Source organism: Streptomyces sp. CB02400, from assembly GCF_001905725.1.
Lineage (GTDB): Bacteria > Actinomycetota > Actinomycetes > Streptomycetales > Streptomycetaceae > Streptomyces > Streptomyces atrovirens.
Window position 1 is genome coordinate 157,423 of sequence record NZ_LIWB01000017.1, and the last position, 26,190, is coordinate 183,612.

The window sequence follows — 26,190 nt, forward strand, 5'->3', positions numbered from 1 at the left end:
ACGCCCGCCTGGCCGCACCCCGCGGCCCGCAGGAGTGGTCCTGCGGCGCGGCGCGCCGGCCCGCGTGAGCCCGGACGCCGCCCGCCGGCAGAGGTGGGAGAGGGCCGGGCGGACCGGCTCCTGCACTGGCGGGGTGCACCGGAGTGGGGGTGTCCTGGAGGCCGAGGACCCGCAGCGACAGCGCATGGGAGACCGACTCGTGACCACCACCGGCTCCGGTTCCACCTACGACCCCCCGGCGGACCCCGCACACAGTGACGCCCGCGCCGCGGTCTCCGCCCCGGCGGCGGCACGCGGCCACGGGCCGCCGCCGCGCACCGGCCGGCGCGTCGCCCTCGTCACCGGCGCCTCCTCGGGCATCGGCGCGGCCACCGCGCGGCGCTTCGCCGCCGGAGGCTGGCAGCTGCTGCTCAGCGGCCGGGACCGGCGGCGGCTGGAGGAGACGGCGTCCGGCACCTCGGCGGTCCTGCTGCCCGCCGACCTCGCCGCGCCGGACGGGGCGAAGATGCTGGCACAGGCCGCGCTGCGGGAGACCGGACACATCGACGTGCTGGTCGCCGGTGCGGGCATCGGCTGGGCCGGACCGTTCCTGACCATGCCGCACACCGACATCGACCGGGTGCTGTTCCTGGACCTCAACGCGACGCTGCACCTCGTACGGGAGGTGCTGCCCGCGATGGTGGCGGCCGGCGGCGGCCGGGTGGTGCTCGTCGGCTCGGTGGCCGGCTCGGTCGGCGTACGGGAGGAGGCGGTGTACTCCGCCGCCAAGGCCGGGCTCGCCGCGTTCGCCGAGGCGCTCCGCCAGGAACTGCGCGGTACGGGCGTGGGGGTGACGCTCGTCGTGCCCGGCCCCGTGGAGACGGGCTTCTTCGCCCGCCGCGGCACGCCGTACCACCGCTCCCACCCGCGCCCCACCTCGGCCGGCCGGGTCGCGGCCGCCGTCTGGAACGCCGTCTCCCAAGGCCGCGACGACACCTACATCCCCGCCTGGCTCGCCCTCCCCTCCCGGGTGCGCGCCCTCACCCCCGGCCTCTACCGCAGGCTCCTCGACCGCTTCGGCTGAGACCCCGGCGTGGAGCGGAGCACCGCCACCGCTACGCTCCGGATGAGCGGACCGACCCGAACGGGTGCATGCGCCTCACATGAATGTGAGGTGACTCTCAGAGGCCGTCTTTGTGCGACCCCTACAAGCCGGATGCCCTCTGAGCAGTCGGAACGGCTGCATGCCGCCGGGGTTCTGTTCAGGGGTACCAGGAAAACACCCCGGAGACTGTGAGGAGTCGACGGCTCGCATTTCCAGGTCGGCTTCGTAAGGTCACTACATGACCGTTTTGGATGAGGCGCCGGGTGAGCCGACCGACGCGCGCGGACGCGTGGCCGAACTGCACGAGATCCGTGCGCAGGCACTGGCCGGCCCGAGCGAGAAGGCGACCGCGGCGCAGCACGCCAAGGGCAAGCTGACCGCGCGGGAGCGCATCGAACTGCTGCTGGACCCAGGGTCCTTCCGCGAGGTCGAGCAGCTGCGCCGGCACCGGGCCACCGGCTTCGGTCTGGAGGAGAAGAAGCCGTACACGGACGGTGTGATCACCGGCTGGGGCACGGTGGAGGGCCGTACGGTCTTCGTCTACGCCCATGACTTCCGGATCTTCGGCGGCGCGCTGGGCGAGGCCCACGCCACCAAGATCCACAAGATCATGGACATGGCCATCGCGGCCGGGGCGCCGCTGGTCTCCCTGAACGACGGCGCCGGCGCCCGCATCCAGGAGGGCGTCTCCGCCCTCGCCGGGTACGGCGGCATCTTCCAGCGCAACACCAAGGCGTCCGGCGTCATCCCGCAGATCAGCGTGATGCTCGGCCCCTGCGCGGGCGGCGCGGCCTACAGCCCCGCCCTGACGGACTTCGTGTTCATGGTCCGCGACACCTCGCAGATGTTCATCACCGGGCCCGACGTCGTCAAGGCGGTCACCGGCGAGGAGATCACCCAGAACGGCCTGGGCGGCGCGGACGTGCACGCCGAGACCTCCGGTGTCTGCCACTTCGCCTACGACGACGAGGAGACGTGCATCCACGAGGTGCGCTACCTCCTGTCGCTGCTCCCGCAGAACAACCGGGAGAACCCGCCGCGCGTGGAGTGCGCCGACGACGCGGACCGCCGCAGCGACGTCCTCCTCGACCTGGTCCCCGCCGACGGCAACCGGCCGTACGACATGGCCAAGGTCATCGAGGAGATCGTCGACGACGGCGAGTACCTGGAGGTCCACGAGCGCTGGGCGCGCAACATCATCTGCGCCCTGGCCCGGATGGACGGCCAGGTCGTCGGCATCGTCGCCAACCAGCCGCAGTCGCTGGCGGGCGTGCTGGACATCGAGGCGTCCGAGAAGGCCGCCCGCTTCGTCCAGATGTGCGACGCCTTCAACATCCCGATCCTCACCTTCCTGGACGTCCCCGGCTTCCTCCCGGGCGTCGACCAGGAGCACGGCGGCATCATCCGCCACGGCGCGAAGCTGCTGTACGCGTACTGCAACGCCACCGTGCCGCGGATCTCGCTGATCCTGCGCAAGGCGTACGGCGGTGCGTACATCGTCATGGACTCCCAGTCCATCGGCGCCGACCTCACGTACGCCTGGCCGACGAACGAGATCGCCGTGATGGGTGCGGAGGGGGCGGCCAACGTCATCTTCCGGCGCCAGATCGCCGAGGCCGAGGACCCCGACGCCATGCGGGCGCGCATGGTCAAGGAGTACAAGTCCGAGCTGATGCACCCGTACTACGCCGCCGAGCGCGGTCTGGTCGACGACGTCATCGACCCGGCCGAAACCCGTGAGGTGCTGATCCGTTCACTGGCGATGCTGCAGACCAAGCACGCCGATCTGCCGTCCCGCAAGCACGGCAACCCGCCGCAGTAAGGGAGACGCACGCCATGAGCACACCTGACATCCGCGTCGAGAAGGGGCACGCCGAGCCGGAGGAGGTCGCCGCGATCACGGCGATCCTGCTGGCCAGGGCTGCCGCCCAGCCGGCGGCTCCGGCCCACCGGGGCCGGGCGAAGGCCGGCTGGCGCCGCCTGGAACGCGAACCGGGCTTCCGAGCCCCCCACAGCTGGCGCTGACCTCGCAAACATGAAGAGGCCCCTCCTTTCAAGGAGGGGCCTCTTCATGTACCTAGGGGCGCGGGGAACTGCGCGACCAGCCCCCCGCCTGCCCGCACCCGGCATGCAACAGCCCCCGGCAGCCCAGTGGCCGCAGGGGGCGTTGCGCGACTCGGCGCTTGCGAGGTGCCGCCTGCGCCCACCCGTGCCGCCCCAGCGGCACGACTGCCCGCAGGCGGCGGCGTGTCTTCAGGGGCGCGGGGAACTGCGCGACAAGCCACGGACTGCCCGCACCCGGCACGCGACAGGCCCGGCAGCCCAGTGGCCGCAGGCCGACCGACTAGCGGAGGCGGGCCATCAGGGCGTGTTCCACCAGGGTGATCAGGGCCGACTTCGCGTCGGCGCGGTGCCGGGCGTCGGTGGTGATGATCGGGGTGTCGGGACCGATCTGAAGAGCTTCCCGCACCTCGTCCGGCTGGTACGGCTGCTGGCCGTCGAAGCCGTTGAGGGCGATCACGAAGGGAAGCCCCGAGTTCTCGAAGTAGTCGACCGCCGGGAAGCAGTCGGCGAGCCTCCTCGTGTCAACGAGGACGATCGCGCCGATGGCGCCGCGCACCAGGTCGTCCCACATGAACCAGAAGCGGTCCTGGCCGGGCGTACCGAACAGGTACAGGATCAGGTCCTGGTCCAGGGTGATACGGCCGAAGTCCATGGCGACCGTCGTGGTCGTCTTGTCCCCGGTGTGGGTGAGGTCGTCGATGCCCGCCGAAGCAGACGTCATGACGGCCTCCGTGCGCAGCGGGTTGATCTCCGAAACGGCCCCGACGAACGTGGTCTTGCCCACGCCGAAGCCACCCGCCACCACGATCTTCGCCGAGGTGGTGGAGCGGGAAGGACCGCCGCTAGAGCTTGCGAAGTCCACTGAGCACCCTTTCGAGCAGTGTCACGTCTGGCTGGCCGCCGGCGCTCTCGTCGCCGCCGGGCTGATGGATGGCGACCAGTCCCGCCTCCGCCAAGTCGGCGACGAGGATCCTGGCCACGCCGAGAGGGATCGTCAGCAGGGCCGAGATCTCGGCCACCGACTTGATCTCCCGGCAGAGGGTGCAGATCCGCTGATGCTCGGGCAGCTGGCCCTGCATCTGGTGCGGCTGCGCGGTGGTGTGCACCAGCGCCTCGATGGCGAGCTGGTACCGCGGCCTGGTGCGGCCGCCCGTCATCGCGTACGGGCGCACCAGGGGGTTGTTCGACGCCCCGGCGGGCGCCGACTCGGGTGCTCGGCGTTGCGGCTGCACCGGCTGGATGCGCGGGGCGTGCGGCTGGTCGTACGGCGAAGGGCCGGGGCCCTGCGGCGCGTACGGCTGCCGGTGCTGTGGCGCGGAGGGGTATCCGTACCGGTTCTGGGAACCGTCGTTCTGGCCCTGGGCAGGACCGTACGACCAGTTGCCCGCGGATGAACCGTCTGGGGGTGTTGCCACTTTCTCCTCCTCCGACTGTGCCTGGCACCCATCACTGTGGAGCCGCGTCCCGAAACCTTACGGCCCCGGGACGCCAAAACGCACCGTCTGTCCTCTAGTTGAGAAGGCTCCCTTGGAGCTCCGCTCGAAGGTCCGGCGTCAGGACCGTACCGGCTCGGTCGACCAGAAGGGCCATCTCGTACCCAATGAGGCCGATGTCCGCCTCGGGATGTGCGAGAACCGCGAGCGACGAACCATCGGAAATGGACATGATGAACAGGAATCCCCGCTCCATCTCCACAACCGTCTGGTTCACGCTGCCGCCCTCGAAGATCCGGGAGGCGCCTGCCGTCAGAGACGTCAGACCGGAGGCGACGGCCGCGAGCTGGTCGGCGCGGTCGCGCGGAAAGCCTTCGGACATCGCCAGAAGGAGTCCGTCGGCGGAGACCACCACCGTGTGGGACACCCCCGGGGTGTTGTCCACGAAGTTGGTGATCAACCAGTTCAGGTTCTGTGCCGCCTGGCTCATCGGGCTCACACTAACGCTCCTGGTTGTAGGTGCTGTCAGAACCGAAGCCCTGACCGTTCGTTTCACTGCCCGCGCTGCGGCCCTTTTGGACACCGCGACGCAGGTTGCTCAGCCTGCCCCGGACGTCTTCCGGGGCGCGGGAGACCTGGGGGCCTCCCTGGGGGGTGGTTTCGGCGGCTCCCTGGACCAGGTTGGCCTTGGGGACTCGCCGCGGCAGACCGGAGGAGGTCACTCCGCCGGCCTTGGGCTTCCGGAGCGACGATGCCTGCTGCCAGCGCTCGTCGTTCGCCGAACGCCAGCCGCTGTCGCCGTCACCCTCCGGAGTGGAAGCCGGCGGCTCCTGGTTCACACGCCGCGCGCCGCCCGAGCCGTTCGCGCCGCCCGCGGTGGATCCGCGGCGGGGAAGCCCGGCGTCGGTCAACGGGTGGACGTCGGAGACAGCCGGTCCCGGACGGTCGAAGCCTACGCTGTCCTGCTCACGTGCGTCAGCGGCCTGCGCATTTTCCGATTCCGGGGCCTGAGCAGGGTACTGGTCCGGGTAGCCGTTGTGGTAACCGCCCTGCTGCGGCCAGTCGTCCTGGGCCGGCTCAGCGTAGGAGGCGTCCGGATAGCCGCCGTTGGACGAGAAGGCGTCGTTCTGGGCCGGCGGACCGTCCGGCGCGTAGAACCCCTCGCCGTACGCCTGCTGCTGCGGCTCCTCGTACGCCGTCCGCTGCCCGTTGTCGTACGCCTGCTGGTCGTACCCGGCGGTCTGCTGCTCCTGGTAACCGCCGTCGAAGCCCCGGCCGTTGTCCTGGTAACCCTGGCCGTCGTCGTAGCCCTGCGGGGCGGCGAACCCGTCCGGGTAGGCGGGCGCCTCGGGGGTCTCCTGGGCGTTCGCGGCGGCCGGCTCGGGCTGCGCCTGGGACTCCAGGGCCGCCCGGCGCTCCTCGCGCATCAGGGAACGGCCGACCGGGTCCAGGTCGCGGATGTCGTCCGGGACCTCCGTGTAGCGGCTGTCGTCGAAGCCCAGCTCCGCGGCGGTGCGCAGCGGCTGCCGGCCGAAGTCCTCGCCCTGGAAGTTCTGCTCCGGGATGATCTGCGAGACCGTGAACTCGTCGCGGTCCGGCTGCTGCTCGCCGCCACCGCCGTGGGTGATCGCGTCCGGCAGCATGACCAGCGAGGTGGTGCCGGCCTGCTCGCCCGAGGGGCGGAGCTGGACCCGGATGCCGTGCCGGTCGGACAGCCGGCCGACCACGAACAGGCCCATGCGCTGCGAGATCGCGGCGTCCACGGTCGGCGGGTTGGCCAGCTTGTGGTTGATGTCCGCGAAGTCCTCGGCGGTGAGGCCGATGCCCTTGTCGTGGATCTCGACCATCACGCGGCCGTCGGGGAGACGGGTCGCGGTGACGCGGACCTTGGTCTGCGGGGAGGAGAAGGTGGTGGCGTTCTCCAGGAGCTCGGCGAGCAGGTGCACGAGGTCGGTCACCGCGCGGCCGTGGATCTCGGCCTCGGGGACACCGGACAGCTCGATGCGCTCGTACTGCTCCACCTCGGAGGAGGCGGCGCGCAACACGTCGACCAGCGGCACCGGCTGGTCCCAGCGGCGGCCGGGCTCCTCGCCGGCGAGGACCAGGAGGTTCTCGCCGTTGCGGCGCATACGGGTCGCGAGGTGGTCCAGGCGGAAGAGGTTCTCCAGCTGGTCCGGGTCGGCCTCGTTGTTCTCCAGGTCGGTGATCAGGGTCAGCTGGCCCTCGATCAGCGACTGGTTGCGGCGCGACAGGTTGGTGAAGATCGCGTTGATGTTGCCCCGCAGCAGGGCCTGCTCGGAGGCGAGCCGGACGGCCTCGCGGTGGACCTGGTCGAAGGCGCGGGCGACCTCGCCGATCTCGTCGGTGGTGGAGATCGGGATCGGCGCGACCTTGGTGTCGACCCGGCCGGGGTCGGTACGGGAGAGCTGGTCGACCAGCATCGGCAGGCGCTGCTCGGCGATGCCGAAGGCGGCGTTGCGCAGCTGGCGCATGGAGCGGCTCATCTGGCGGGCCACCATGCCGGCCAGGATGAACGCGGCGAGCAGGGCGATGACGACGGCGGCACCGGTGATGAAGGCGTCGCGCTGGGCGTCGTCGGCGATCTGCGCGGCCTCGTTCACCGCGGTGTCGGTGAGGTCGGACTCGATCTCGCTGTAACCGTCGAACTTGAGGGTGCTCACGGCCCACCAGTTGGCGGGGGTGATGCCCTGGGCGGCGAGATCGGCGCGGGCGGAGGCGTCCGTGGAGGGGAGCCGGCCCAGCTCGGAGATCATCGTCTCCGGCTTGGCGGGCGGTGCCACGTAGTCCGGGTCCTTCTGCTTGGCCTCCCGGGCCATCACCTTGCCCTCGGCCTGGATCCGCTGCGCCGTCTGCTCCAGCTTCTCCACGTCGGCCTCGGTGCCACCGCCCCGGTACTCCTCGATGGCGATGCGCTCGAGGTAGGCGTAGGAGGTGAGGGCGACGCGCTGGCTGGCGAGCTGGCTGTCGGTCGGGCCGGGCTTCACCAGCAGGTGCATGCCGATGGCGCGCTCCAGCGACAGGGCCGACTTGGTCAGCGAGATCGCGTAGACCGTACGTCCGTAGCTGGTGACGTTGCCGGTGCCGAGACCGAGGTCGTTGGCGAACTCCATCAGGGGGTGGGCGACGGTGACGTAGCCCTCCTCGGTCGCGACACCCTTGAGCTTGGAGGTGTACGCCGCGGCGCGCAGCTCGGTCAGCTGGGGCTCGGCCTTGCGGAACAGCTCCATCCGGCGCTTCAGGCCGGGCTTGTCCGGCATGCTCTGCGCGGCCTCGTCGAAGGCGTCGGCTGCCTTGTCGGTCGCGGCGCGGGCCTTGACGACGTCCGGGTCGTCCGTGCCCTTGCCCTGCAGCAGGGGGACCGCGGTGACGTCCCGCTCGTTGTAGAGGGCGTTGGCGTAGGTGAGGGAGGCCTGCACCAGGCGGGCGGTGTTCTCCGCGTCCTCGGCCTCGTTCCAGGTGTCGATCGAGCCCTTCACCTGGAAGCCGCCCATGACCAGACCGACCAGCACGGGTATGAGCAGGATCGCGTTCAGTCTGGTCGTCACGCGCCAGTTGCGCGGGGAAAGGCGGCCTCCGCTCTTGGCGGGCGCGGCCGTCGGTTCGGGACCGGGCACGGGGGCGGGCGCCGCTGTGCGCGGCGGCGGCGTGAAGTTGCCCCGGGCCGACGGCTCGGGACTGCTCTTGCTTCGCCTCACTCGACCAACAACCTCTCGGCGGTCGGCACCATCGTTGTGCCGCTGTGTCTCAGAGCCCGGTGTGCCATCGACTGTGGAGTACGTCTTTGACTATTGGGCAGTTCAGGCATTCCAGCATGCCGACCAGCGCTCTTCCAAACATGGGAAGGCGAGGAATCCGAGTGATGTAAGTCCCAGATAAAACGGTCATACAGAGCGAGCACCGGCAAAAGGCGGTTCGTTCGTGCGCGCAGCGGTACCGCGCGACCGCGTCGCGTGTCGGCCTCCCTCGATTCCTCTGCCGAAACGTTATGAACACCGGGGCCGGCCGTGTCAAAGGACACAACCGGCTCCGGGGCATCTACGACAACTGCCGTATGTCGCTTCTTTTTTGGCTCTACCTGAGACGCGCCATGAGAGCGTGCTCGACCAATGTGATCAGCGCACTCTTCGCATCCGCGCGGTGCCGGGCGTCGGTGGTGATGATCGGGGTGTCGGGACCGATCTGGAGCGCCTCGCGCACCTCTTCCGGCTGGTAGGGCTGCTGCCCGTCGAACCCGTTGAGGGCGACCACGAAGGGAAGCCCCGAGTTCTCGAAGTAGTCCACCGCCGGGAAGCAGTCCGCCAGCCGGCGGGTGTCCACCAGGACCACCGCGCCGATGGCGCCGCGCACCAGGTCGTCCCACATGAACCAGAAGCGGTCCTGGCCGGGCGTACCGAACAGGTACAGGATCAGGTCCTGGTCCAGGGTGATGCGGCCGAAGTCCATGGCCACCGTGGTGGTGGTCTTGTCCCCGGTGTGGGTGAGGTCGTCGATGCCCGCCGAGGCGGACGTCATGACGGCCTCCGTGCGCAGCGGGTTGATCTCCGAGACGGCGCCGACGAACGTGGTCTTGCCCACGCCGAAGCCGCCCGCCACCACGATCTTCGCGGACGTGGTGGCACGGTTTTCGGAGACCGCCCCGCCGTTAGAGCTTGCGAAGTCCACTGAGCACCCTTTCGAGCAGTGTCACATCCGGGGCGCCGGTCGTCTCGTCGCCGCCCGGCTGGTGCACGGCGACGAGTCCCGCCTCCGCCAAGTCGGCCACCAGGATCCGGGCAACACCCAGCGGCATGTTGAGCAGCGCCGAGACCTCGGCGACCGACTTCACCTCACGGCACAGGTGGCAGATGCGCTGGTGCTCCGGAAGGAGTCCCATGAGCGCTGCCGGGTCGGCCGTCGTACTGATCAGTGCCTCGATGGCCAGCTGGTAACGCGGCCTGGTCCGGCCGCCGGTCATCGCATACGGACGCACCAGTGGCTGGTCGCCCTCGTCCTCGTACGGCTCCGCGTACGGATCATGAGAGGCGGTGGGCGGGGTCATGGGTCCTCCGGGCGGGACAGCAAGTCGGTCAGTCAAGCCGTCTGACGGGGCCGGTGGGGGGAAATGTGGCGGCCGGACGGTGATTTGGTGAGACGGGTGGTGCCGGGGCCGATCAGTGGAGCAGACTTCCTTGTAGCTCAGCGCGGAGGTCCGGGGTGAGGACCGCTCCCGCACGGTCGACCAGGAGCGCCATCTCGTAGCCGACGAGGCCGATGTCGCACTCGGGGTGCGCGAGAACGGCCAGGGACGAGCCGTCCGAGACGGACATGAGGAAGAGGAATCCCCGCTCCATCTCGACGACCGTCTGGGCCACGTTGCCGCCTTCGAAGATCCGGGAGGCGCCGGCCGTCAGGGAGGTCAGTCCCGAAGCGACGGCCGCGAGCTGGTCCGCGCGGTCGCGCGGGAACCCCTCGGACAGTGCCAGCAGGAGACCGTCGGCGGACACGACGACGGTGTGGGACACCCCGGGGGTGTTGTCCACGAAGTTGGTGATCAACCAGTTGAGGTTCTGTGCCGCCTGGCTCATCGGGCTCAACTAACGCTCCTGCTGGTGAGTGGGGTTCGGGAAGCTGCCGGTCTGGGTGGTACCGGCCTGACGACCCTGTGCGATACCCCGACGGAGATTGGTCAGCCGGCCGCGCACGTCATCGGGGGCGCGCGAGACCTGAGGACCGCTCTGGTGCTGTTGCTGCTGAGCCGTGCCCGGGACGAGGTTCGCCTTGGGTACCCGGCGCGGCAGGCCGGAGGTGGTGACGCCGCCCGCGGCCGGCTGCCGGACGCGTTCGGCCTGCCGGACCAGCTCGTCGTTGGGCGAGCTGCGCCAGGCGGTGGAAGCGGACCGCTGCGGACCGGTGGGGGCCTGCGGCTGCTGGGGCTGCTGGTGCTGTTGCTGCTGCTGGGGTGCCTGAGCCGAGCCGTTGCCCTGCTCCTGCCCGCCGCCGTGGAACCAGTTGGTCTCCAGCGTGTCGTACAGCGGCGTACGGCCGTCGCCCGGGCCGGACGCGGGCGGCAGTGCCCACGCGTCGGACACCGCGCGCCCCTCGGGCCGCTGCGCGGCACCGCCGGGGCCCTGCTGCTCCGGGTGGGCCGGACGCTGCTGCGGGGCCGGCGGACGCGGGGCGACCGGGCCGGCTCCGTGCGTGCCGTTCGGCTGCGGACGCTCGTACTGACCGGTGACGGCCGGGTCCGCGGCGTTCGGACGCTCCGGGAGGGAGTGACGGCCCGTGGCACCGTTGTCCTGGCCCGGCATCTGGAACTGGCCGGTGGAGCCGTTGTCGTAGCCCTGCGGGACGGGGAACTGGCCCGTCGCGGCCGGGTTCTGCCCGCCCGGACCACCCGGACCGCCCTGCGGGGCGCCGAAGATGTCACCGCGGAGGAACGGACCCGTGTTCTGTGAACCGTTCGCACCGGGCTGGGCGTACTGACCCGTGTTCTGGGAACCGTTCGTACCGGGCTGGGCGTACTGGCCCGTGTCCTGGGAACCGTTCGTACCGGACTGAGCGTACTGACCCGTGTCCTGGGAACCGTTCGCACCCGGCTGGGCGTACTGGCCCGTGTTCTGCGGGGCGTCGGCACCGGGGGCGCCGTAAGCGGGCGCACCGGGGTTCTGACGCTCGTCGAACCGGGGGATCTCCGCCGTCGCACCGGGGCCCTGCCGGTCGTCGAACCGGGGCATGGCCGAGGTCCGGGCGGCGTCCGGCTCCTCGTGACCGCGCGGGGCGTCCAGCGAGGCGCGCGGCACCGGCGGCTGGGCGTTCTCGTCGCTCCAGCTCGGCACGCGCGGCTGCTGCTGGTCACCGCCGGGCAGCTCCGGACGCGCACCGCCGCGCGGCGGAAGCTGCGGACGACGGGAGCGCTCGGGCTTTCCGTTGCCGCGCTGCGGCGGCACCTGGCCGCGGCCGCCACCGAAGGCGTCCTGGTCCTGCTGTCCGTTCGGGCCCGCGGCCTGCATGCCCTGCGGGGCACCGGGCGCCTGGCCACCGAAGCCGGCCGGAGCCGGACGGCCCTGCGGAGCCGCACCGGGGGCACCCCGGTCGAACAGCGACGGCGTGGAGTTGGCCGGCTGGCCCTGCGGCCCCCGCGCTCCGTCGGGCCGGCCCGCGCCGTCCCGTCCGGGCAGCGCGGCGCGCGGACCCTGACCGGCACCGAGCCGGCCACCGCCGGGCGCACCGGCACCGAGAGCACCGCCCGCGGACTGACCGGCACCGGCGGCACGCCGTGCGGCAGCGGCGCCCGCGGCGGCCTGCGCGGCGGCGGGGCCACCGCCGCCCGCGCCCGGCTGACCCGGCTTGCCCTGCGGCTTCTTGCCGCCCTGGGCGACATCCACGGGCAGCATGACCAGCGCGGTCGTACCACCGGAGTCGGACGGACGGAGCTGGATGCGGATGCCGTGGCGCTGCGACAGACGGCCGACCACGAACAGACCCATGCGGCGGGAGACGGAGACGTCCACGGTGGGCGGCGAGGCGAGCCGCTCGTTGATCGCCGCCAGGTCCTCCGGCGACAGACCGATACCGGTGTCGTGGATCTCGATCAGCACCCGGCCGTCGGGCAGCGCGTGACCGGTGACCTTGACCTTGGTCTGCGGCGAGGAGAACGAGGTCGCGTTCTCCAGCAGCTCGGCGAGCAGGTGCACGAGGTCGTTGACCACACGGCCGGCCACTTCGGTGCTCGGCACGGAGGCCAGCTCGATGCGCTCGTACTGCTCCACCTCGGACGCGGCGGCACGGAGCACGTCGACCAGCGGGACCGGACGGGTCCAGCGTCGGCCGGGCTCCTCACCCGCGAGGACGAGGAGGTTCTCACCGTTACGGCGCATACGCGTGGCGAGGTGGTCCAGCTTGAACAGCGAGGAGAGCTGGTCCGGGTCGGCCTCGCGGGACTCGAGCTCGGAGATCAGCGAGAGCTGGCGCTGGATCAGACCCTGGGAGCGGCGCGAGAGGTTGGTGAACATCGCGTTGACGTTGCCCCGCAGCAGGGCCTGCTCGGCGGCGAGGCGGACCGCCTCGCGGTGCACGTCGTCGAAGGCCGCGGCCACCTTGCCGATCTCGTCCCGGGAGTGCACACCGACCGACTCCACGGACGTGTCGACGTCCTGCGGGTCGGACTCGGAGAGCTGCTTGACCAGCTCGGGCAGGCGTTCCTGGGCGACCTTGGTGGCGGTGTCCTCCAGCCGGCGCAGCGAGCGGATCATGGAGCGGGCCACGACGAAGGCGCCGACCAGCGACACACCGAGCACGAGCAGGATCAGCACACCGGAGATGATCGCGTCGCGCTCGGTGGCGCTGCGCAGCTCACGGGCCTGCTGTTCCATGTCCTCGAGCAGGTAGAGCTCGATGTTCTTCATCTGCTGGAGCTTGATGGAGCTGTCGTCCAGCCAGTCGCGGTAGGACCGCGCGCCGACCGACGTGAGGCCGAACTCCGAGGCCAGGGCACGCCCGGCGTACTCGTCGGTGGCCTTGATCGTGCTGTTGCCCTCCTCGATCGGCAGCAGCAGCTCGGTGGCGGCGACGTCGCCGTAGATGCTCTTGAAGCTGCGGAGCTCGGACTTCTGGCTCGCCAGCGACGACTCGGCGTAGAGCCGGTCGTTGTCGGAGAGATCGCCCTTGGTGGTGTTGCTGGCGGGCAGCGCCGCGGCGAGGACCGCGCGCTGGATCGACGCGTACTCCTTGGCGGAGGAGAAGGACGCCAGGGCACGGGTGCGCTGGATCATCTCGGGGTTGCTGGTCGCCTCCGCCATGTCCTGCGAGAGCTCGACCAGCTTCTCGATCAGGCGGTGGTAACCCTCGACGGTCTGGGTGGAGTTCCCCTCCGACTGGTACGCCGTGTTGCGGATCTTCTCGAGCTCGCCCAGTTCACCGGCGAGCTGCACCAGGTTGTCGCGGACGCCCTTGAGGTTGCCGTCCTTGCTGGCGTCGTCGATCTCCTCGGAGCTGTCGATGAAGAGGTTGCGCGCCCGGTCGGTCTTCTCGCGGTAGCCCTTGACCGAGAAGTCGGTGGCCTTGCCGCCGTGCGCCAGCGGGCCGGCCGACTGGTCGCGCTCCTCCTGGAGCGCGTGGGCCAGTTCGGTGGCCTGCTTGGTCATGTCGGTCAGCAGCTTCATGTTGTCGAGCTGCTGGATGTCGTCCAACGACTGGTTGATACGCAGCGCGCCCAGCGAGGTGGCCGCGACCACCGGAAGGGCGAGCAGCGACACCAGACGGGTCGAGATCCGCCAGTTCCGCAGGGCTATTCGCGGCCCCGGGCCGGCCGGGCGCTTCGGGGCGGCCGGCGCCGGGCTCGGCTTGTCGGCTCCCTCGCCGCCGTTCCCGGCAGCGTCCGGGCCCTGGTTCTGGGCGTGCTGGGGCGAGGAGCCGACGGCCTTGGGGCCAGTCCCGCCCTGCGGCTCCGGCTCTGCCGAAGCGCTGCCATCCCTCTTGAAACGTCCCTGCACTAGCGTCGCAACCTCTGAACCAGGCACCCCTCCGCGTGAACGGCGAGGCACGGTGTCGGCGTCATAGGGGCGCCCTGAATACGCCCCCGTGGTGGTCGTGAGTGACCGGCGCTGGTTCCCCCTTCTCGCCCGCCACTCGGCGCGTCTGTGCGCCCCCTGTGCGCCGGGTCGATCCTGCGGCGGTTCCGTGGAATTCCAGCACAGTGCAGGATCTCCAACAAGGCCCACGGGCTTACCCGTGAGATACGTGACACCACGTGAGTGACGAGTCACCGGGGGTAGAAAGTGATCTCGTCCATAAGGGACGTATGCCCGCGAGTCGGCGGGCGGCTCCAGGTGTCCCAGTCGCCATGATCAGGAGCGGAATGATGGCTTCAGGGGGAGAATGTCCGATTCCGTCTCGTCGGGGACCGGGTCGAAATGGGCGGTTTGTCCGGCGATCCGTGAGCAAAATCACACCATGATCAAGGGCTCCAGCCCAGGTTGGCGGGGAATTGCATGTTTAGCCTGACGCTTTACAGGGATGGCAAAACCGACAACCCGCGCCCTCACCGGGGTCTCCTACCCCCTCCGGGCGCCCGCGAACAGGACAGGGTCAAGTAAACAGTGAAGACGACGACGATGTTCCACAAGATCGCCAACCCGCGGCGCACCACGCTGGCGCACCTCGACGGCGCCGATGAACTGCAGACGCCGGTCCAGCAGGAGCACACCGTCGACCTCCCGGCCCAGACTGCCAACCCCAAGCGCACCATCCTGATGGAGATCCCGGTCGCGGCCGCCGCCGCGAAGTGACACCGGTCCATACGCGCACCGGCCGCGAAACACTCAAGGGGCGTCCCCGTGGCAACGGGGACGCCCCTCGTCATTGCGCGGGGCGCGGACCCCTGCCGCGTTAGCCTGGGGCGTCAGACTTCAGCCGATCGGTCAAGGGGACAAGCATCCCGTGCGCATCGCCAGATTCTCCATCGACGGGAACGTCGCCTTCGGCGCGGTCGAGGGCGAGAAGCAGGACGAACTCGTCCTGGACATCATCAAGGGCATCCCGTTCGCGGACTTCGAGCTCTCCGGCACCAAGGTCCCGGTGAGCAAGGTCAGGCTGCTGCCCCCGGTGCTCCCCAACAAGGTGGTGGCCTTCGGCCGCAACTACGCCGAACACGCCAGGGAACTCGGCAACGAGGTGCCCGACGCCCCGTTCGCCTTCTTCAAGCCCTCCACCTCGGTGATCGGCCCCGGCGACGAGATCCAGTACCCCTCCTTCTCCCAGGAGGTGCACCACGAGGCCGAGCTGGCCGTGGTCATCGGCCGGATGTGCCGCGAGGTCCCGCGCGAGCGCGTCAAGGACGTGATCTTCGGCTACACCTGCGCCAACGACATCACCGCGCGCGACGTCCAGAAGCGCGAGAAGCAGTGGGCCCGGGCCAAGGGCTTCGACACCTCCTGCCCGCTCGGCCCCTGGGTGGAGACGGACATCGACATCGCCGCCGCCGGCGACCTGACCATCCAGCTCACGGTCAACGGCGCCCAGCGCCAGCTCGGCCGCACCAGCGAGATGATCCACTCCATCGAGGACCTGATCGTCAACATCTCCGAGGCCATGACGCTGCTCCCGGGCGACGTCGTCCTCACGGGCACCCCGGCTGGGGTCGGCCCCCTCAACGTCGGCGACGAGGTCGCCGTCACCATCGAAGGCATCGGCACTCTCACCAACAAGGTTGTCAAGCGTGGCTAGCGCATCCGGCACTCCCGTTCGCGTCCGTTTCTGCCCGTCGCCCACCGGTAACCCCCATGTGGGCCTGGTCCGCACCGCCCTGTTCAACTGGGCGTTCGCCAAGCACCACGGCGGCACCCTGGTCTTCCGCATCGAGGACACCGACGCGGCCCGAGACTCCGAGGAGTCCTACGCCCAGCTCCTCGACTCGATGCGCTGGCTCGGTTTCGACTGGGACGAGGGCCCCGAGATCGGCGGCCCGCACGCGCCGTACCGCCAGTCGCAGCGCATGGACCTCTACAAGGACGTCGCGCGGAAGCTCCTGGACGCCGGCCACGCCTACCGCTGCTACTGCTCCCAGGAGGAGCTGGACAGCCGCCGCGAGGCCGCCCGCGCCGCCGGGAAGCCCTCCGGCTACGACGGCCACTGCCGCGAGCTGACCGACGCCCAGGTCGAGGACTACCAGGCCCAGGGCCGCGAGCCGATCGTCCGCTTCCGGATGCCCGACGAGACGATCACCTTCACCGACCTGGTCCGCGGCGAACTGACCTTCACCCCGGAGAACGTCCCGGACTACGGCATCGTCCGCGCCAACGGGGCCCCGCTCTACACGCTGGTCAACCCGGTCGACGACGCCCTGATGGAGATCACCCACGTCCTGCGCGGCGAGGACCTGCTCTCCTCCACCCCCCGCCAGATCGCCCTCTACAAGGCGCTGACCGAGCTGGGCATCGCCAAGAGCACCCCGGCCTTCGGCCACCTGCCGTACGTGATGGGCGAGGGCAACAAGAAGCTCTCCAAGCGCGACCCGCAGTCGTCGCTCAACCTCTACCGCGAGCGCGGCTTCCTCCCCGAGGGCCTGCTCAACTACCTCTCCCTGCTCGGCTGGTCGCTCTCCGCCGACCAGGACGTCTTCTCGATCGACGAGATGGTCGCGGCCTTCGACATCGCGGACGTGCAGCCGAACCCGGCCCGCTTCGACCTGAAGAAGTGCGAGGCGATCAACGGCGACCACATCCGCATGCTCGACGTGAAGGACTTCACCGAGCGCTGCGCGCCCTGGCTCAAGGCCCCCTTCGCGCCCTGGGCCCCGGAGGCCTTCGACGAGGCCAAGTGGGCGGCCATCGCCCCGCACGCGCAGACCCGCCTGAAGGTGCTGTCGGAGATCACGGACAACGTCGACTTCCTGTTCCTGCCGGAGCCGGTCTTCGACGAGGCGTCCTGGAACAAGGCGATGAAGGAGGGCTCCGACGCCCTGCTCCGCACGGCCCGCGAGAAGCTGGACGCCGCCGACTGGACGTCCCCGGACTCCCTGAAGGAGGCCGTCCTGGCCGCCGGCGAGGCCCACGGCCTCAAGCTCGGCAAGGCCCAGGCCCCGGTCCGCGTCGCCGTCACCGGCCGCACGGTCGGCCTGCCGCTCTTCGAGTCCCTGGAGGTCCTGGGCAAGGAGAAGACCCTGGCCAGGATCGACGCGGCCCTGACGAAGCTCACCGCGTAGGGAAACAGCCCGCGAAGGGGCGGCGCCCGGAACCATCCGGGCGCCGCCCCTTCGCGTTGCCGGGTACCGTCCCGGTCCCATGGCGACCCGAGCGGTCGGCCGGGACGTGGACACTGCGTTCATCGGGGGTGACCCCCTCTCCGACGTTGCGTCCGTCGGGGGACGACCCCCGGGCCCCCGGCCGGTCCGGCTGTACCGTCGGTGACATGCCGATCAAAGCCGTTGTCTGGGACGTCGACGACACTCTCTTCGACTACAGCACCGCCGACCGTGAGGGCATGCGCGCCCACCTGGTGGCCGAGGGGCTGCTCGCCGGGTACGGGACGGCCGAGGAGGCCCTCGTGCGGTGGCGGGAGGTCACCGAGCAGCAGTGGGCGCGGTTCGCCGCGCGGGAGGTGGACTTCGAGACGCAGCGGCGTGACCGCACCCGGGTCTTCCTGGGACGGCCGGAGCTGACGGACGCCGAGGCCGACGACTGGTTCCGGCGGTACGTCACGCACTACGAGTCCGCCTGGAGCCTCTTCCCGGACGTGCTGCCCGTCCTGGACGCCCTCGCCGCCAGCCACCGGCACGCGGTGCTCTCCAACTCCAGCCTCCACGTCCAGGACCGCAAGCTGCGCGTCCTCGGCGTCCACGACCGCTTCGAGGCCATCCTGTGCGCCGCCGAACTGGGCGTCTCCAAGCCCGAGGCCGGCGCGTTCCTCGCCGCCTGCGACGCGCTGGCGCTGCCCCCGGACCAGGTGGCGTACGTCGGTGACCACCCGGAGATCGACGGCCGGGGCGCCGCCGACGCCGGGCTGCTGTCGGTGTGGATCGACCGCGGCGGCGCCCGCGCGACGGTCGAGCCGCCGGTGGGGCCGCGCCGTATCGCCTCCCTCGCCGAACTTCCCGCGGTACTCGCCGCCGATACTCGTTTTGGAGCCCCGTCCACCTTCGGGTAATGTTCTTCCTGCGCCGAGGGGAGCGGGCCGGAAGGCCGGAACCCCAAGCGTCAAGCTAGAACAAGAACCCCTCCGGGGCTTGCGTTCCAGTGGCCTATGGTGTAATTGGCAGCACGACTGATTCTGGTTCAGTTAGTCTTGGTTCGAGTCCAGGTAGGCCAGCTCGCAGAGCTCATCTGCACCGCGGATCTCATCCGCAAAGCCCCCGTTGTGTAGCGGCCTAGCACGCTGCCCTCTCAAGGCAGTAGCGCCGGTTCGAATCCGGTCGGGGGTACAGATCCTTCCCGCGAGGATGGTCAGGGTAGCTCCCGCCGTCGTCGACGCAGGATCGCTAGGGCCCCCGTTGTGTAGCGGCCTAGCACGCCGCCCTCTCAAGGCGGTAGCGCCGGTTCGAATCCGGTCGGGGGTACTGACTGGTCTAAACCATCATTGGTCTATGGTGTAATTGGCAGCACGACTGATTCTGGTTCAGTTAGTCTTGGTTCGAGTCCAGGTAGACCAGCAGGATCTGCGGCAACGTATGATCCACGCCCCCGTTGTGTAGCGGCCTAGCACGCCGCCCTCTCAAGGCGGTAGCGCCGGTTCGAATCCGGTCGGGGGTACACAGTGAAGGCCCTCCACCTCGGTGGAGGGCTTTCGGCGTTCCGGGACGCGTACCCGGGAACCGGGGAACGGGCCCGCCGCGGCGTTGAGGCGGGCCCGCTCCCCGGGACGGTACGGACAGGGGGTTCAGGAGCGGCGCAGCGCCTCGGAGAGACGGCCGGCGGCGTCGATGACGGCCTGGGCGTGCATCCGGCCCGGGTGGCGGGACAGGCGCTCGATGGGGCCGGAGACCGAGACGGCGGCCACCACCCGGTTCGACGGCCCGCGCACCGGCGCGGAGACGGACGCCACGCCCGGCTCGCGCTCGCCGATCGACTGGGCCCAGCCCCGGCGTCGTACGCCCGAGAGGGCCGTCGCCGTGAACCGGGCGCCCTGCAGGCCCCGGTGCAGCCGCTCCGGCTCCTCCCAGGCCATCAGGATCTGCGCCGAGGAACCGGCCTTCATCGTGAGCGTGGAGCCCACCGGTACCGTGTCCCGCAGGCCCGAGAGACGCTCCGCCGCGGCGACGCAGATGCGCATGTCGCCCTGGCGGCGGTAGAGCTGGGCGCTCTCACCGGTCACGTCGCGCAGATGCGTGAGCACCGGGCCCGCCGTGGCGAGCAGCCGGTCCTCGCCCGCCGCCGCGGCCAGTTCGGCCAGGCGCGGGCCGAGAATGAAACGGCCCTGCATGTCGCGCGCCACCATACGGTGGTGCTCCAGCGCCACGGCCAGGCGGTGGGCCGTGGGTCGTGCCAGTCCGGTGGCCCCGACCAACCCCGCGAGGGTGGCCGGACCGGACTCCAGAGCGCTCAGGACGAGGGCCGCCTTGTCCAGAACGCCGACGCCGCTACTGTTGTCCATGCAACGATACTTGCGTCTCACTCTGTGAAACGCAAGTTCAATTTTCCGTGGAACCCGCCACTCTGGAAGCACGGAAGCAACGCGGCCCGTGGACCACCGGGCCTGGCGGCGGACGCCCGGAAGCAGGGGGTGCGGGCGCCGTCTCCCCACAGATCTAGTTGGACCGGCGCACCACGGCCGGCCGGAGGGACAGCGATGGGTAGGACACTCGCGGAGAAGGTCTGGGACGACCACGTCGTCCGGCGCGCCGAGGGCGAGCCCGACCTCCTCTTCATCGATCTGCACCTGCTGCACGAGGTGACCAGCCCGCAGGCCTTCGACGGCCTGCGCAAGAACGGCCGCCCGGTGCGCCGTCTCGACCTCACCATCGCCACCGAGGACCACAACACCCCGACCCTGGACATCGACAAGCCCATCGCCGACCCGGTCTCCCGGGTCCAGCTCGAGACGCTGCGCAAGAACTGCGCCGAGTTCGGCGTCCGGCTGCACCCGCTGGGCGACGTCGAGCAGGGCGTCGTGCACGTCGTCGGCCCGCAGCTCGGTCTGACCCAGCCCGGCATGACCGTCGTCTGCGGCGACTCGCACACCTCCACGCACGGTGCCTTCGGCGGACTCGCGTTCGGCATCGGCACCTCCCAGGTCGAGCACGTGCTGGCCACCCAGACGCTGCCGATGGCCCGCCCGAAGACCATGGCGATCACGGTCAACGGCGAACTGCCCGACGGTGTCACGGCCAAGGACCTGATCCTGGCGATCATCGCGAGGATCGGCACCGGCGGCGGCCAGGGCTACGTCCTGGAGTACCGGGGCGAGGCCATCGAGAAGCTCTCGATGGAGGCCCGGATGACCATCTGCAACATGTCGATCGAGGCCGGCGCCCGCGCGGGCATGATCGCCCCCGACGAGACCACGTTCGCCTACCTGGAGGGCCGTCCGCACGCCCCGAAGGGCGAGGACTGGGACGCGGCCGTCGCCTACTGGAAGACGCTCAGGTCCGACGAGGACGCCGAGTTCGACGCCGAGGTGGTCATCGAGGCCGCCGAGCTGTCGCCGTTCGTCACCTGGGGCACCAACCCGGGCCAGGGCGCCCCGCTTTCGTCCTCCGTCCCCGACCCGGCTTCGTACGAAGACGCCTCGGAGCGGCTCGCCGCCGAAAAGGCCCTGGAGTACATGGGGTTGGAGGCCGGCCAGACGCTGCGCTCCATCAACGTGGACACCGTCTTCGTAGGTTCCTGCACCAACGGCCGCATCGAGGACCTGCGCGCCGCCGCGGACATCATCAAGGGCCGCAAAGTCGCCGACGGCGTGCGGATGCTGGTCGTCCCGGGCTCCGCGCGGGTGGGCCTGCAGGCAGTCTCGGAGGGCCTGGACGTGGTCTTCAAGGAGGCCGGCGCCGAATGGCGGCACGCGGGCTGTTCCATGTGCCTGGGCATGAACCCCGACCAGCTCGCCCCCGGTGAGCGCTCCGCCTCCACCTCCAACCGCAACTTCGAGGGCCGGCAGGGCAAGGGCGGCCGCACCCACCTGGTGTCCCCGCAGGTCGCCGCCGCCACCGCGGTCCTCGGTCACCTGGCCTCCCCGGCCGACCTCGCCGTCGACGCCCGTACGCCCGCTGGAGTCTGATCAGTCATGGAAGCATTCACCACCCACACCGGCCGGGCCGTCCCGCTGCGCCGCAGCAACGTCGACACCGACCAGATCATCCCCGCCCACTGGCTCAAGAAGGTGACCCGGGACGGGTTCGAGGACGGGCTGTTCGAGGCCTGGCGCAAGGACGCGTCCTTCATCCTCAACCAGCCCGAGCGCGAGGGTGCGACCGTGCTGGTCGCCGGCCCCGACTTCGGCACCGGCTCCTCCCGTGAGCACGCCGTCTGGGCGCTGCAGAACTACGGCTTCAAGGCCGTGATCTCCTCCCGCTTCGCCGACATCTTCCGCGGCAACTCGCTGAAGAACGGCCTGCTGACGGTGGTCCTCGACCAGAAGATCGTCGACGCGCTGTGGGAGCTCACCGAAGCCGACCCCACCGCCGAGATCACCGTCGACCTCCAGGCCCGTGAGGTGCGCGCCGAGGGCATCACCGCCTCCTTCGAGCTCGACGAGAACTCCCGCTGGCGGCTGCTGAACGGGCTCGACGACATCTCCATCACGCTGCAGAACGAGGCGGACATCGCCGCGTACGAGGCGAAGCGCCCGTCGTTCAAGCCGAGGACGCTCACGGCCTGACCCGCGCCGCGGCCGAAGTCCTCGCCAGAGGTCGACTTTCGGCCACCGGACCACCCCTCCCGTACCCCCGATCGCCCCGATCGGGGGTACGGGCATGTCTGCACCCGTTCGGCCCCGCGCACCACCTCGATGGCCCTCAACTTGCCACGTTAAGAAGGTGGTTGTCGGGGTACACGTGTCACGTGCCCGTGATCTTCGCGTGTGTCCGGACGGCCGTCCGAGGCGGCAGTTGCCCCCTGCGCAGGCGACAACTCGCCCCAGATGGCACAATCTGTGCATGGAACACGACGGCCAACTCCAGCTCTATGCGGCGGTCGCGGTCCGGCTCAAGGAAGCGCACTCAAAGGTGCGCGCACTGCAAGTCCCGGAGGGCGTACGGATGGCGCTGACCCGGAAGCTGCTGGTCATTACGGCCGCGGCCAAACATGACCTCGCCGGTGCGGCAAGGCGTCTGGAGCGGTTCACCGAGGACCTCGACGAGGGTCGATTCCCCGAAGAGGAACGCTGAACCAGTCGAGACAGCCGAGTTCGTTGCGGCACAAGGGTGATTAGCCCGTTTCGTGTTTGATTTGCGGTATATATCTGCCTAACGTGCGAAAAAGCTTGAACACTTTCGTTCTGGCGATGTCTCCGAAGGGGAAGACGTGAACAAGGCGCAGCTCGTAGAAGCGATTGCCGACAAGGTGGGCGGCCGCCAGCAGGCCGCCGAGGCTGTCGACCACGTACTGGACGCCATCGTCCGCGCGGTCGTCTCGGGTGAGCGGGTCTCGGTCACCGGCTTCGGTTCGTTCGAGAAGGTCGACCGTCCGGCCCGCTACGCCCGTAACCCCCAGACGGGCGAGCGGGTTCGGGTCAAGAAGACCTCCGTTCCGCGCTTCCGCGCGGGCCAGGGCTTCAAGGACCTGGTGAGCGGCTCGAAGAAGCTGCCGCGCGGTGGTGAGGTCTCGGTCAAGAAGGCGCCCAAGGGCAGCCTGACCGGGGGCGCTTCGGCCACGGTCAAGAAGGCCGCCGCGAAGAAGACGACGGCGAAGAAGGCCGCCACCGCGAAGAAGGCGGCGGCCAAGAAGGCTCCGGCGAAGAAGGCCACCACCAAGACGGCGGCGGCCAAGAAGACCACGGCCAAGAAGGCGCCCGCCAAGACCGCGGCGACGGCGAAGACCACCGCCGCGAAGAAGACGGCCGCCAAGAAGGCCCCGGCGAAGAAGGCGACGGCCACGAAGGCGCCCGCCAAGAAGTCCACCGCGCGCAAGACCACCGCCAAGAAGACCACCGCCCGCAAGAAGTAGCGGACCGGGTCCCGTCCCTTCGGACAAGCGGCACTCACGCGCCGGGCCGGACTCCCTCGGGAGCCCGGCCCGCGGTGTGTTCCGGGGCAGGCCCCGGGGCCGGCGGCCCGGGTGGTCAGAACGTCTGGAGCGTCACCAGTGTGATCCGCCGGGCCTCGCCCTCGCCCTCGGTCTCGATGCGTACCCGCTGCCCGGGACGCAGCAGCAGCAGACCCCCCGCGTCGAACGCCGGGGCGTCGAAGGGCACCGGCGTGCCGTCGTCCAGGAGCACCTGGCCGCTGCGGCTGTCGGGGTCGTAGGTGTACGCGGTGGCCTGCATGCCGGCAGCCTACTGCTCGGTGATGAGCGACCGCGCGGCGACCGCGGCCGTGCGGGGGCCCACGCCCAGCGTCAGCGCCGCCCGCAGATCGTCGCCGGTGTCCACGTCCTGCCGTACCGAGTCCACACCGTCGAGATCCAGCTCCACGGCTCCGGACTCCCGGTGCCGGGCCCGGGAACCGGGACCGAAGAACGGGCGCAATTCCCGTCCCCGGCTCGCGGCCAGCAATGTCGTGCCGCCCCCGGCGGAATCGGCGAGAAACGCGCGCGGGAATTCGGCGGCCGTATCGAGAACACGGGCCAGTTCCGACGGGCGGAGCGCCGGAAGATCGGCGTTGAGGGCCGCGACACAAGCCGCGCGGCGAGCGGCGCCCGCCACCGCCGCGCCATGGGCGAGAGCCGCGTTCAGGCCGCCGCGCGGCTCGTCCGGGACGATTCCGGCACCCAGTGCGGCCAGCTCACGGGAGGCGAGGGCGTCGTCCGTGACGACCACCACATCCCGTACCGCCGGGCATTCCAGCGCGGCGGCCACCGTGTCCTGGGCGAAGGCGAGCGCGAGCCCCGGGCGCAGGACGTCGTCCGCGGTGTCCGAGAGCCTGCTCTTGGCCCGGTCCAGCGGCTTCAGGGGTACCACCAAGGTCCACTGCACGAGTGTTGCGTCCCTCTCTTGTCGCGGTCATTGTCACCCGGCACACCCGGCGCACCCGGCGGCCGGGGGGTCGGGGCGTACGGTGTTCTCGACAGACCGGTGGCCCGGGGCGACACTTGTGCGGCCCGCCTGGCCTCCGGGTCCGGGCCCTGGGCCTGACATTCGGAAGAGGAAGGTGTACTCGTGCCGCGCCGCAGAATCGGCTTCTGGTACCGCTTCGCCGCGGTTCTCTGCAAACCGCCGCTGGTGGTTCTGCTCAAGCGGGACTGGCGCGGAATGGAGAACATTCCGGCCGAGGGTGGATTTATCACCGCGGTGAACCACAATTCGCACATCGATCCCTTCGCCTACGCGCACTTTCAGTACAACACCGGACGCGTTCCGCGATTCCTGGCGAAGAGCGGGCTTTTCAACAAGGGATTCATCGGTGCCGCGATGCGCGGCACCGGGCAGATCCCCGTCTACCGCGAGAGCACGGACGCGCTCAGCGCCTTCCGCGCGGCGATCGACGCCGTGGAGCGCGGTGAATGCGTCGCCTTCTACCCCGAGGGCACCCTCACCCGCGACCCCGACGGCTGGCCCATGACCGGCAAGACCGGTGCCGCGCGCGTCGCCCTGCAGACCAAGTGCCCCGTGATCCCGGTCGCCCAGTGGGGCGCCAACGAACTGCTGCCGCCGTACGCCAAGAAGCCCAGCCTGCTGCCGCGCAAGACGCACCGCGTGCTGGCCGGGCCGCCGGTGGACCTCGACCGCTTCTACGAGCGGGAGATGACCCCGGAACTGCTCAAGGAGGCGACGGAGGTCATCATGGCGGCCGTCACGCGCCAGCTGGAGCAGATCCGCGGCGAGCAGGCCCCCGAGACGCCGTACGACCCGCGCCGTGAGCGGATCGAGCAGCGCCGCAGGACGCACACGCAGAAGCGGGAGGAGCGGGCGCGGGGCGGCAGGCCCACCGCGCGGGAAGAGGGGCTGGGCACGTGAGCGAGCCGGTCAAGGCGGCCGTCTTCGGCACCGGATCGTGGGGGACGGCCTTCGGCATGGTCCTCGCCGACGCGGGCTGTGACGTCGTGCTGTGGGGGCGGCGCCCCGAACTCGCCGAGGCGGTCAACTCCACCCGCACCAACCCCGACTACCTGCCCGGGATCGAACTCCCGAAGAACCTGCGGGCCACCGCGGACGCCGCCGAGGCCGCGCGCGGAGCCGACTTCACCGTCCTCGCCGTCCCCTCCCAGACCCTGCGCGGCAACCTCGCCGAGTGGGCGCCGCTGCTCGCGCCCGGCACGGTCCTGGTGTCACTGATGAAGGGCGTCGAACTCGGCTCCGCGATGCGGATGAGCGAGGTGATCGACGACGTCGCCAAGGTCGGCGCCGACCGCATCGCCGTGGTCACCGGCCCCAACCTGGCCCGGGAGATCGCCGCCCGGATGCCGGCCGCCGCCGTGGTCGCCTGCACCGACGAAGGCGTCGCTCAGCGGCTCCAGACCGCCTGCCACACCCCGTACTTCCGGCCGTACACCAACACCGACGTCATCGGCTGCGAACTGGGCGGAGCCGTGAAGAACGTCATCGGTCTCGCCGTCGGCATCGCGGACGGCATGGGGCTCGGCGACAACGCCAAGGGCTCGCTCATCACCCGCGGCCTCGCCGAGACCACCCGGCTCGGCGTCGCCCTCGGCGCCGACCCGCTGACCTTCTCCGGACTGGCGGGTCTGGGCGACCTGGTGGCCACCTGCTCCTCGCCGCTGTCGCGCAACCACACCTTCGGCACCAACCTCGGCAAGGGCCTCACCCTCAAGGAGACCATCGCGGTCACCAAGCAGACCGCGGAGGGCGTCAAGTCCTGCGAGTCGGTGCTGGACCTGGCCCGCCGGCACGGCGTCGACATGCCGCTCACCGAGACGGTCGTCTCCATCGTGCACGAGGGCAAGCCCCCGGTGGTCGCCGTCAAGGAGCTGATGTCGCGCAGCGCGAAGCCCGAACGACGCTGAGCGACGGCCCCCTCCGTTCGGCTCACGCACGGCGTTGCGGGCGCTGCGTCCCGGCCCTACG

24 protein-coding genes and 5 tRNA genes are annotated in these 26,190 nt (G+C 70.4%); 18 read left to right on the top strand and 11 right to left on the bottom strand.

The annotated features are described in order from the left end of the window. Nucleotides 1-199: 199 nt before the first annotated feature. From AMK33_RS31630 to AMK33_RS31640, 3 genes are all read left to right on the top strand, one after another. Entirely contained in the window at nucleotides 200-1,063 is an 864-nt protein-coding gene (locus AMK33_RS31630; protein ID WP_079195050.1) for an SDR family NAD(P)-dependent oxidoreductase, read from the top strand. A 259-nt stretch (nucleotides 1,064-1,322) separates the two neighbouring features. Next, entirely contained in the window at nucleotides 1,323-2,906 is a 1,584-nt protein-coding gene (locus AMK33_RS31635) for an acyl-CoA carboxylase subunit beta (RefSeq protein WP_073936438.1), read from the top strand. A gap of 14 nt (nucleotides 2,907-2,920) precedes the next feature. Then, on the top strand, nucleotides 2,921-3,109 hold the full coding sequence (locus AMK33_RS31640) for an acyl-CoA carboxylase subunit epsilon (protein WP_073936439.1): 189 nt from the start codon (nucleotides 2,921-2,923) through the stop codon (nucleotides 3,107-3,109). A gap of 319 nt (nucleotides 3,110-3,428) precedes the next feature. On the opposite strand, the gene AMK33_RS31645 is transcribed toward AMK33_RS31640, so the two are convergent. The 8 genes from AMK33_RS31645 to AMK33_RS31680 all read right to left on the bottom strand — a co-directional run bounded on the left by AMK33_RS31645 (nucleotide 3,429) and on the right by AMK33_RS31680 (nucleotide 14,072). Then, on the bottom strand, nucleotides 3,429-4,010 hold the full coding sequence (locus AMK33_RS31645; RefSeq protein WP_030216560.1) for a GTP-binding protein: 582 nt from the start codon (nucleotides 4,008-4,010) through the stop codon (nucleotides 3,429-3,431). Then, nucleotides 3,991-4,563, bottom strand: coding sequence for a DUF742 domain-containing protein (locus AMK33_RS31650; protein ID WP_073936440.1), 573 nt, complete (start codon nucleotides 4,561-4,563; stop codon nucleotides 3,991-3,993). Before AMK33_RS31650 ends, AMK33_RS31645 begins: the two co-directional genes overlap by 20 nt. 94 nt (nucleotides 4,564-4,657) lie before the next feature. Then, nucleotides 4,658-5,071 (bottom strand): roadblock/LC7 domain-containing protein, encoded by a 414-nt coding sequence (locus AMK33_RS31655; RefSeq protein ID WP_004983065.1) that lies wholly within the window; start codon nucleotides 5,069-5,071, stop codon nucleotides 4,658-4,660. Nucleotides 5,072-5,081: 10 nt separating this feature from the next. Beyond that, complete coding sequence (locus AMK33_RS31660) at nucleotides 5,082-8,297, bottom strand: nitrate- and nitrite sensing domain-containing protein (RefSeq protein WP_073936441.1); 3,216 nt, start codon at nucleotides 8,295-8,297, stop codon at nucleotides 5,082-5,084. Between the two features lie 376 nt (nucleotides 8,298-8,673). Next, a complete protein-coding gene (locus tag AMK33_RS31665; RefSeq protein WP_073936442.1) occupies nucleotides 8,674-9,264 on the bottom strand; it encodes a GTP-binding protein in 591 nt (196 codons plus the stop codon). Then, nucleotides 9,245-9,640 (bottom strand): DUF742 domain-containing protein, encoded by a 396-nt coding sequence (locus AMK33_RS31670; RefSeq protein ID WP_004924977.1) that lies wholly within the window; start codon nucleotides 9,638-9,640, stop codon nucleotides 9,245-9,247. The genes AMK33_RS31665 and AMK33_RS31670 overlap by 20 nt, the downstream gene beginning before the upstream one ends. 112 nt (nucleotides 9,641-9,752) lie before the next feature. Beyond that, nucleotides 9,753-10,166 carry a roadblock/LC7 domain-containing protein gene (locus AMK33_RS31675; RefSeq protein ID WP_004983056.1) on the bottom strand — a complete coding sequence of 138 codons (414 nt, stop codon included), beginning with the start codon at nucleotides 10,164-10,166 and terminating at the stop codon, nucleotides 9,753-9,755. A gap of 9 nt (nucleotides 10,167-10,175) precedes the next feature. After that, entirely contained in the window at nucleotides 10,176-14,072 is a 3,897-nt protein-coding gene (locus AMK33_RS31680) for a nitrate- and nitrite sensing domain-containing protein (RefSeq protein WP_073936443.1), read from the bottom strand. 606 nt (nucleotides 14,073-14,678) lie between these two features. Between AMK33_RS31680 and AMK33_RS31685 the strand changes: the two genes are divergently transcribed. The 9 genes from AMK33_RS31685 to AMK33_RS31725 all read left to right on the top strand — a co-directional run bounded on the left by AMK33_RS31685 (nucleotide 14,679) and on the right by AMK33_RS31725 (nucleotide 18,824). After that, nucleotides 14,679-14,867 carry a hypothetical protein gene (locus AMK33_RS31685; protein WP_073936444.1) on the top strand — a complete coding sequence of 63 codons (189 nt, stop codon included), beginning with the start codon at nucleotides 14,679-14,681 and terminating at the stop codon, nucleotides 14,865-14,867. 151 nt (nucleotides 14,868-15,018) lie between these two features. After that, nucleotides 15,019-15,804, top strand: a complete 786-nt coding sequence (locus AMK33_RS31690; protein WP_073936445.1) for a fumarylacetoacetate hydrolase family protein — start codon at nucleotides 15,019-15,021, stop codon at nucleotides 15,802-15,804. Further along, on the top strand, nucleotides 15,797-17,281 hold the full coding sequence (gltX, locus tag AMK33_RS31695) for a glutamate--tRNA ligase (protein ID WP_073936446.1): 1,485 nt from the start codon (nucleotides 15,797-15,799) through the stop codon (nucleotides 17,279-17,281). The genes AMK33_RS31690 and gltX overlap by 8 nt, the downstream gene beginning before the upstream one ends. Before the next feature lie 206 nt (nucleotides 17,282-17,487). After that, nucleotides 17,488-18,222: an HAD family hydrolase gene (locus tag AMK33_RS31700; protein WP_073936447.1), complete on the top strand. Its 735-nt coding sequence runs from the start codon at nucleotides 17,488-17,490 to the stop codon at nucleotides 18,220-18,222. Nucleotides 18,223-18,312: 90 nt separating this feature from the next. Continuing rightward, nucleotides 18,313-18,384 (top strand) — tRNA-Gln (locus tag AMK33_RS31705). A gap of 39 nt (nucleotides 18,385-18,423) precedes the next feature. Next, nucleotides 18,424-18,496 (top strand) — tRNA-Glu (locus tag AMK33_RS31710). A 62-nt stretch (nucleotides 18,497-18,558) separates the two neighbouring features. Beyond that, nucleotides 18,559-18,631 (top strand) — tRNA-Glu (locus tag AMK33_RS31715). A 21-nt stretch (nucleotides 18,632-18,652) separates the two neighbouring features. After that, nucleotides 18,653-18,724: transfer RNA gene (locus AMK33_RS31720), tRNA-Gln, on the top strand. A 27-nt stretch (nucleotides 18,725-18,751) separates the two neighbouring features. Further along, a tRNA-Glu gene (locus tag AMK33_RS31725) sits at nucleotides 18,752-18,824 on the top strand. A gap of 127 nt (nucleotides 18,825-18,951) precedes the next feature. On the opposite strand, the gene ndgR is transcribed toward AMK33_RS31725, so the two are convergent. Then, nucleotides 18,952-19,665 carry an IclR family transcriptional regulator NdgR gene (ndgR, locus tag AMK33_RS31730; protein WP_030866220.1) on the bottom strand — a complete coding sequence of 238 codons (714 nt, stop codon included), beginning with the start codon at nucleotides 19,663-19,665 and terminating at the stop codon, nucleotides 18,952-18,954. A gap of 195 nt (nucleotides 19,666-19,860) precedes the next feature. On the opposite strand from ndgR, the gene leuC reads away from it, so the two are divergent. From leuC to AMK33_RS31750, 4 genes are all read left to right on the top strand, one after another. Further along, nucleotides 19,861-21,288: a 3-isopropylmalate dehydratase large subunit gene (gene leuC / locus AMK33_RS31735; protein ID WP_073936448.1), complete on the top strand. Its 1,428-nt coding sequence runs from the start codon at nucleotides 19,861-19,863 to the stop codon at nucleotides 21,286-21,288. Between the two features lie 6 nt (nucleotides 21,289-21,294). Further along, complete coding sequence (gene leuD, locus AMK33_RS31740; protein ID WP_073936449.1) at nucleotides 21,295-21,888, top strand: 3-isopropylmalate dehydratase small subunit; 594 nt, start codon at nucleotides 21,295-21,297, stop codon at nucleotides 21,886-21,888. A 277-nt stretch (nucleotides 21,889-22,165) separates the two neighbouring features. After that, nucleotides 22,166-22,396, top strand: a complete 231-nt coding sequence (locus tag AMK33_RS31745; protein ID WP_073936450.1) for a hypothetical protein — start codon at nucleotides 22,166-22,168, stop codon at nucleotides 22,394-22,396. Between the two features lie 136 nt (nucleotides 22,397-22,532). Continuing rightward, the gene (locus AMK33_RS31750) at nucleotides 22,533-23,174 is read left to right on the top strand and encodes an HU family DNA-binding protein (RefSeq protein WP_073936451.1); all 642 of its coding nucleotides are present in this window, start codon (nucleotides 22,533-22,535) and stop codon (nucleotides 23,172-23,174) included. Between the two features lie 115 nt (nucleotides 23,175-23,289). Here AMK33_RS31750 and AMK33_RS31755 read toward each other — a convergent pair whose 3' ends face one another. Continuing rightward, nucleotides 23,290-23,493, bottom strand: coding sequence for a hypothetical protein (locus AMK33_RS31755; RefSeq protein WP_073936452.1), 204 nt, complete (start codon nucleotides 23,491-23,493; stop codon nucleotides 23,290-23,292). A gap of 9 nt (nucleotides 23,494-23,502) precedes the next feature. Next, entirely contained in the window at nucleotides 23,503-24,141 is a 639-nt protein-coding gene (gene cofC / locus AMK33_RS31760) for a 2-phospho-L-lactate guanylyltransferase (RefSeq protein WP_073936453.1), read from the bottom strand. A gap of 183 nt (nucleotides 24,142-24,324) precedes the next feature. Between cofC and AMK33_RS31765 the strand changes: the two genes are divergently transcribed. Continuing rightward, nucleotides 24,325-25,122 carry a lysophospholipid acyltransferase family protein gene (locus AMK33_RS31765; RefSeq protein ID WP_073936454.1) on the top strand — a complete coding sequence of 266 codons (798 nt, stop codon included), beginning with the start codon at nucleotides 24,325-24,327 and terminating at the stop codon, nucleotides 25,120-25,122. Beyond that, a complete protein-coding gene (locus AMK33_RS31770; RefSeq protein WP_073936455.1) occupies nucleotides 25,119-26,129 on the top strand; it encodes an NAD(P)H-dependent glycerol-3-phosphate dehydrogenase in 1,011 nt (336 codons plus the stop codon). The genes AMK33_RS31765 and AMK33_RS31770 overlap by 4 nt, the downstream gene beginning before the upstream one ends. The last annotated feature ends 61 nt before the right edge of the window (nucleotides 26,130-26,190 follow it).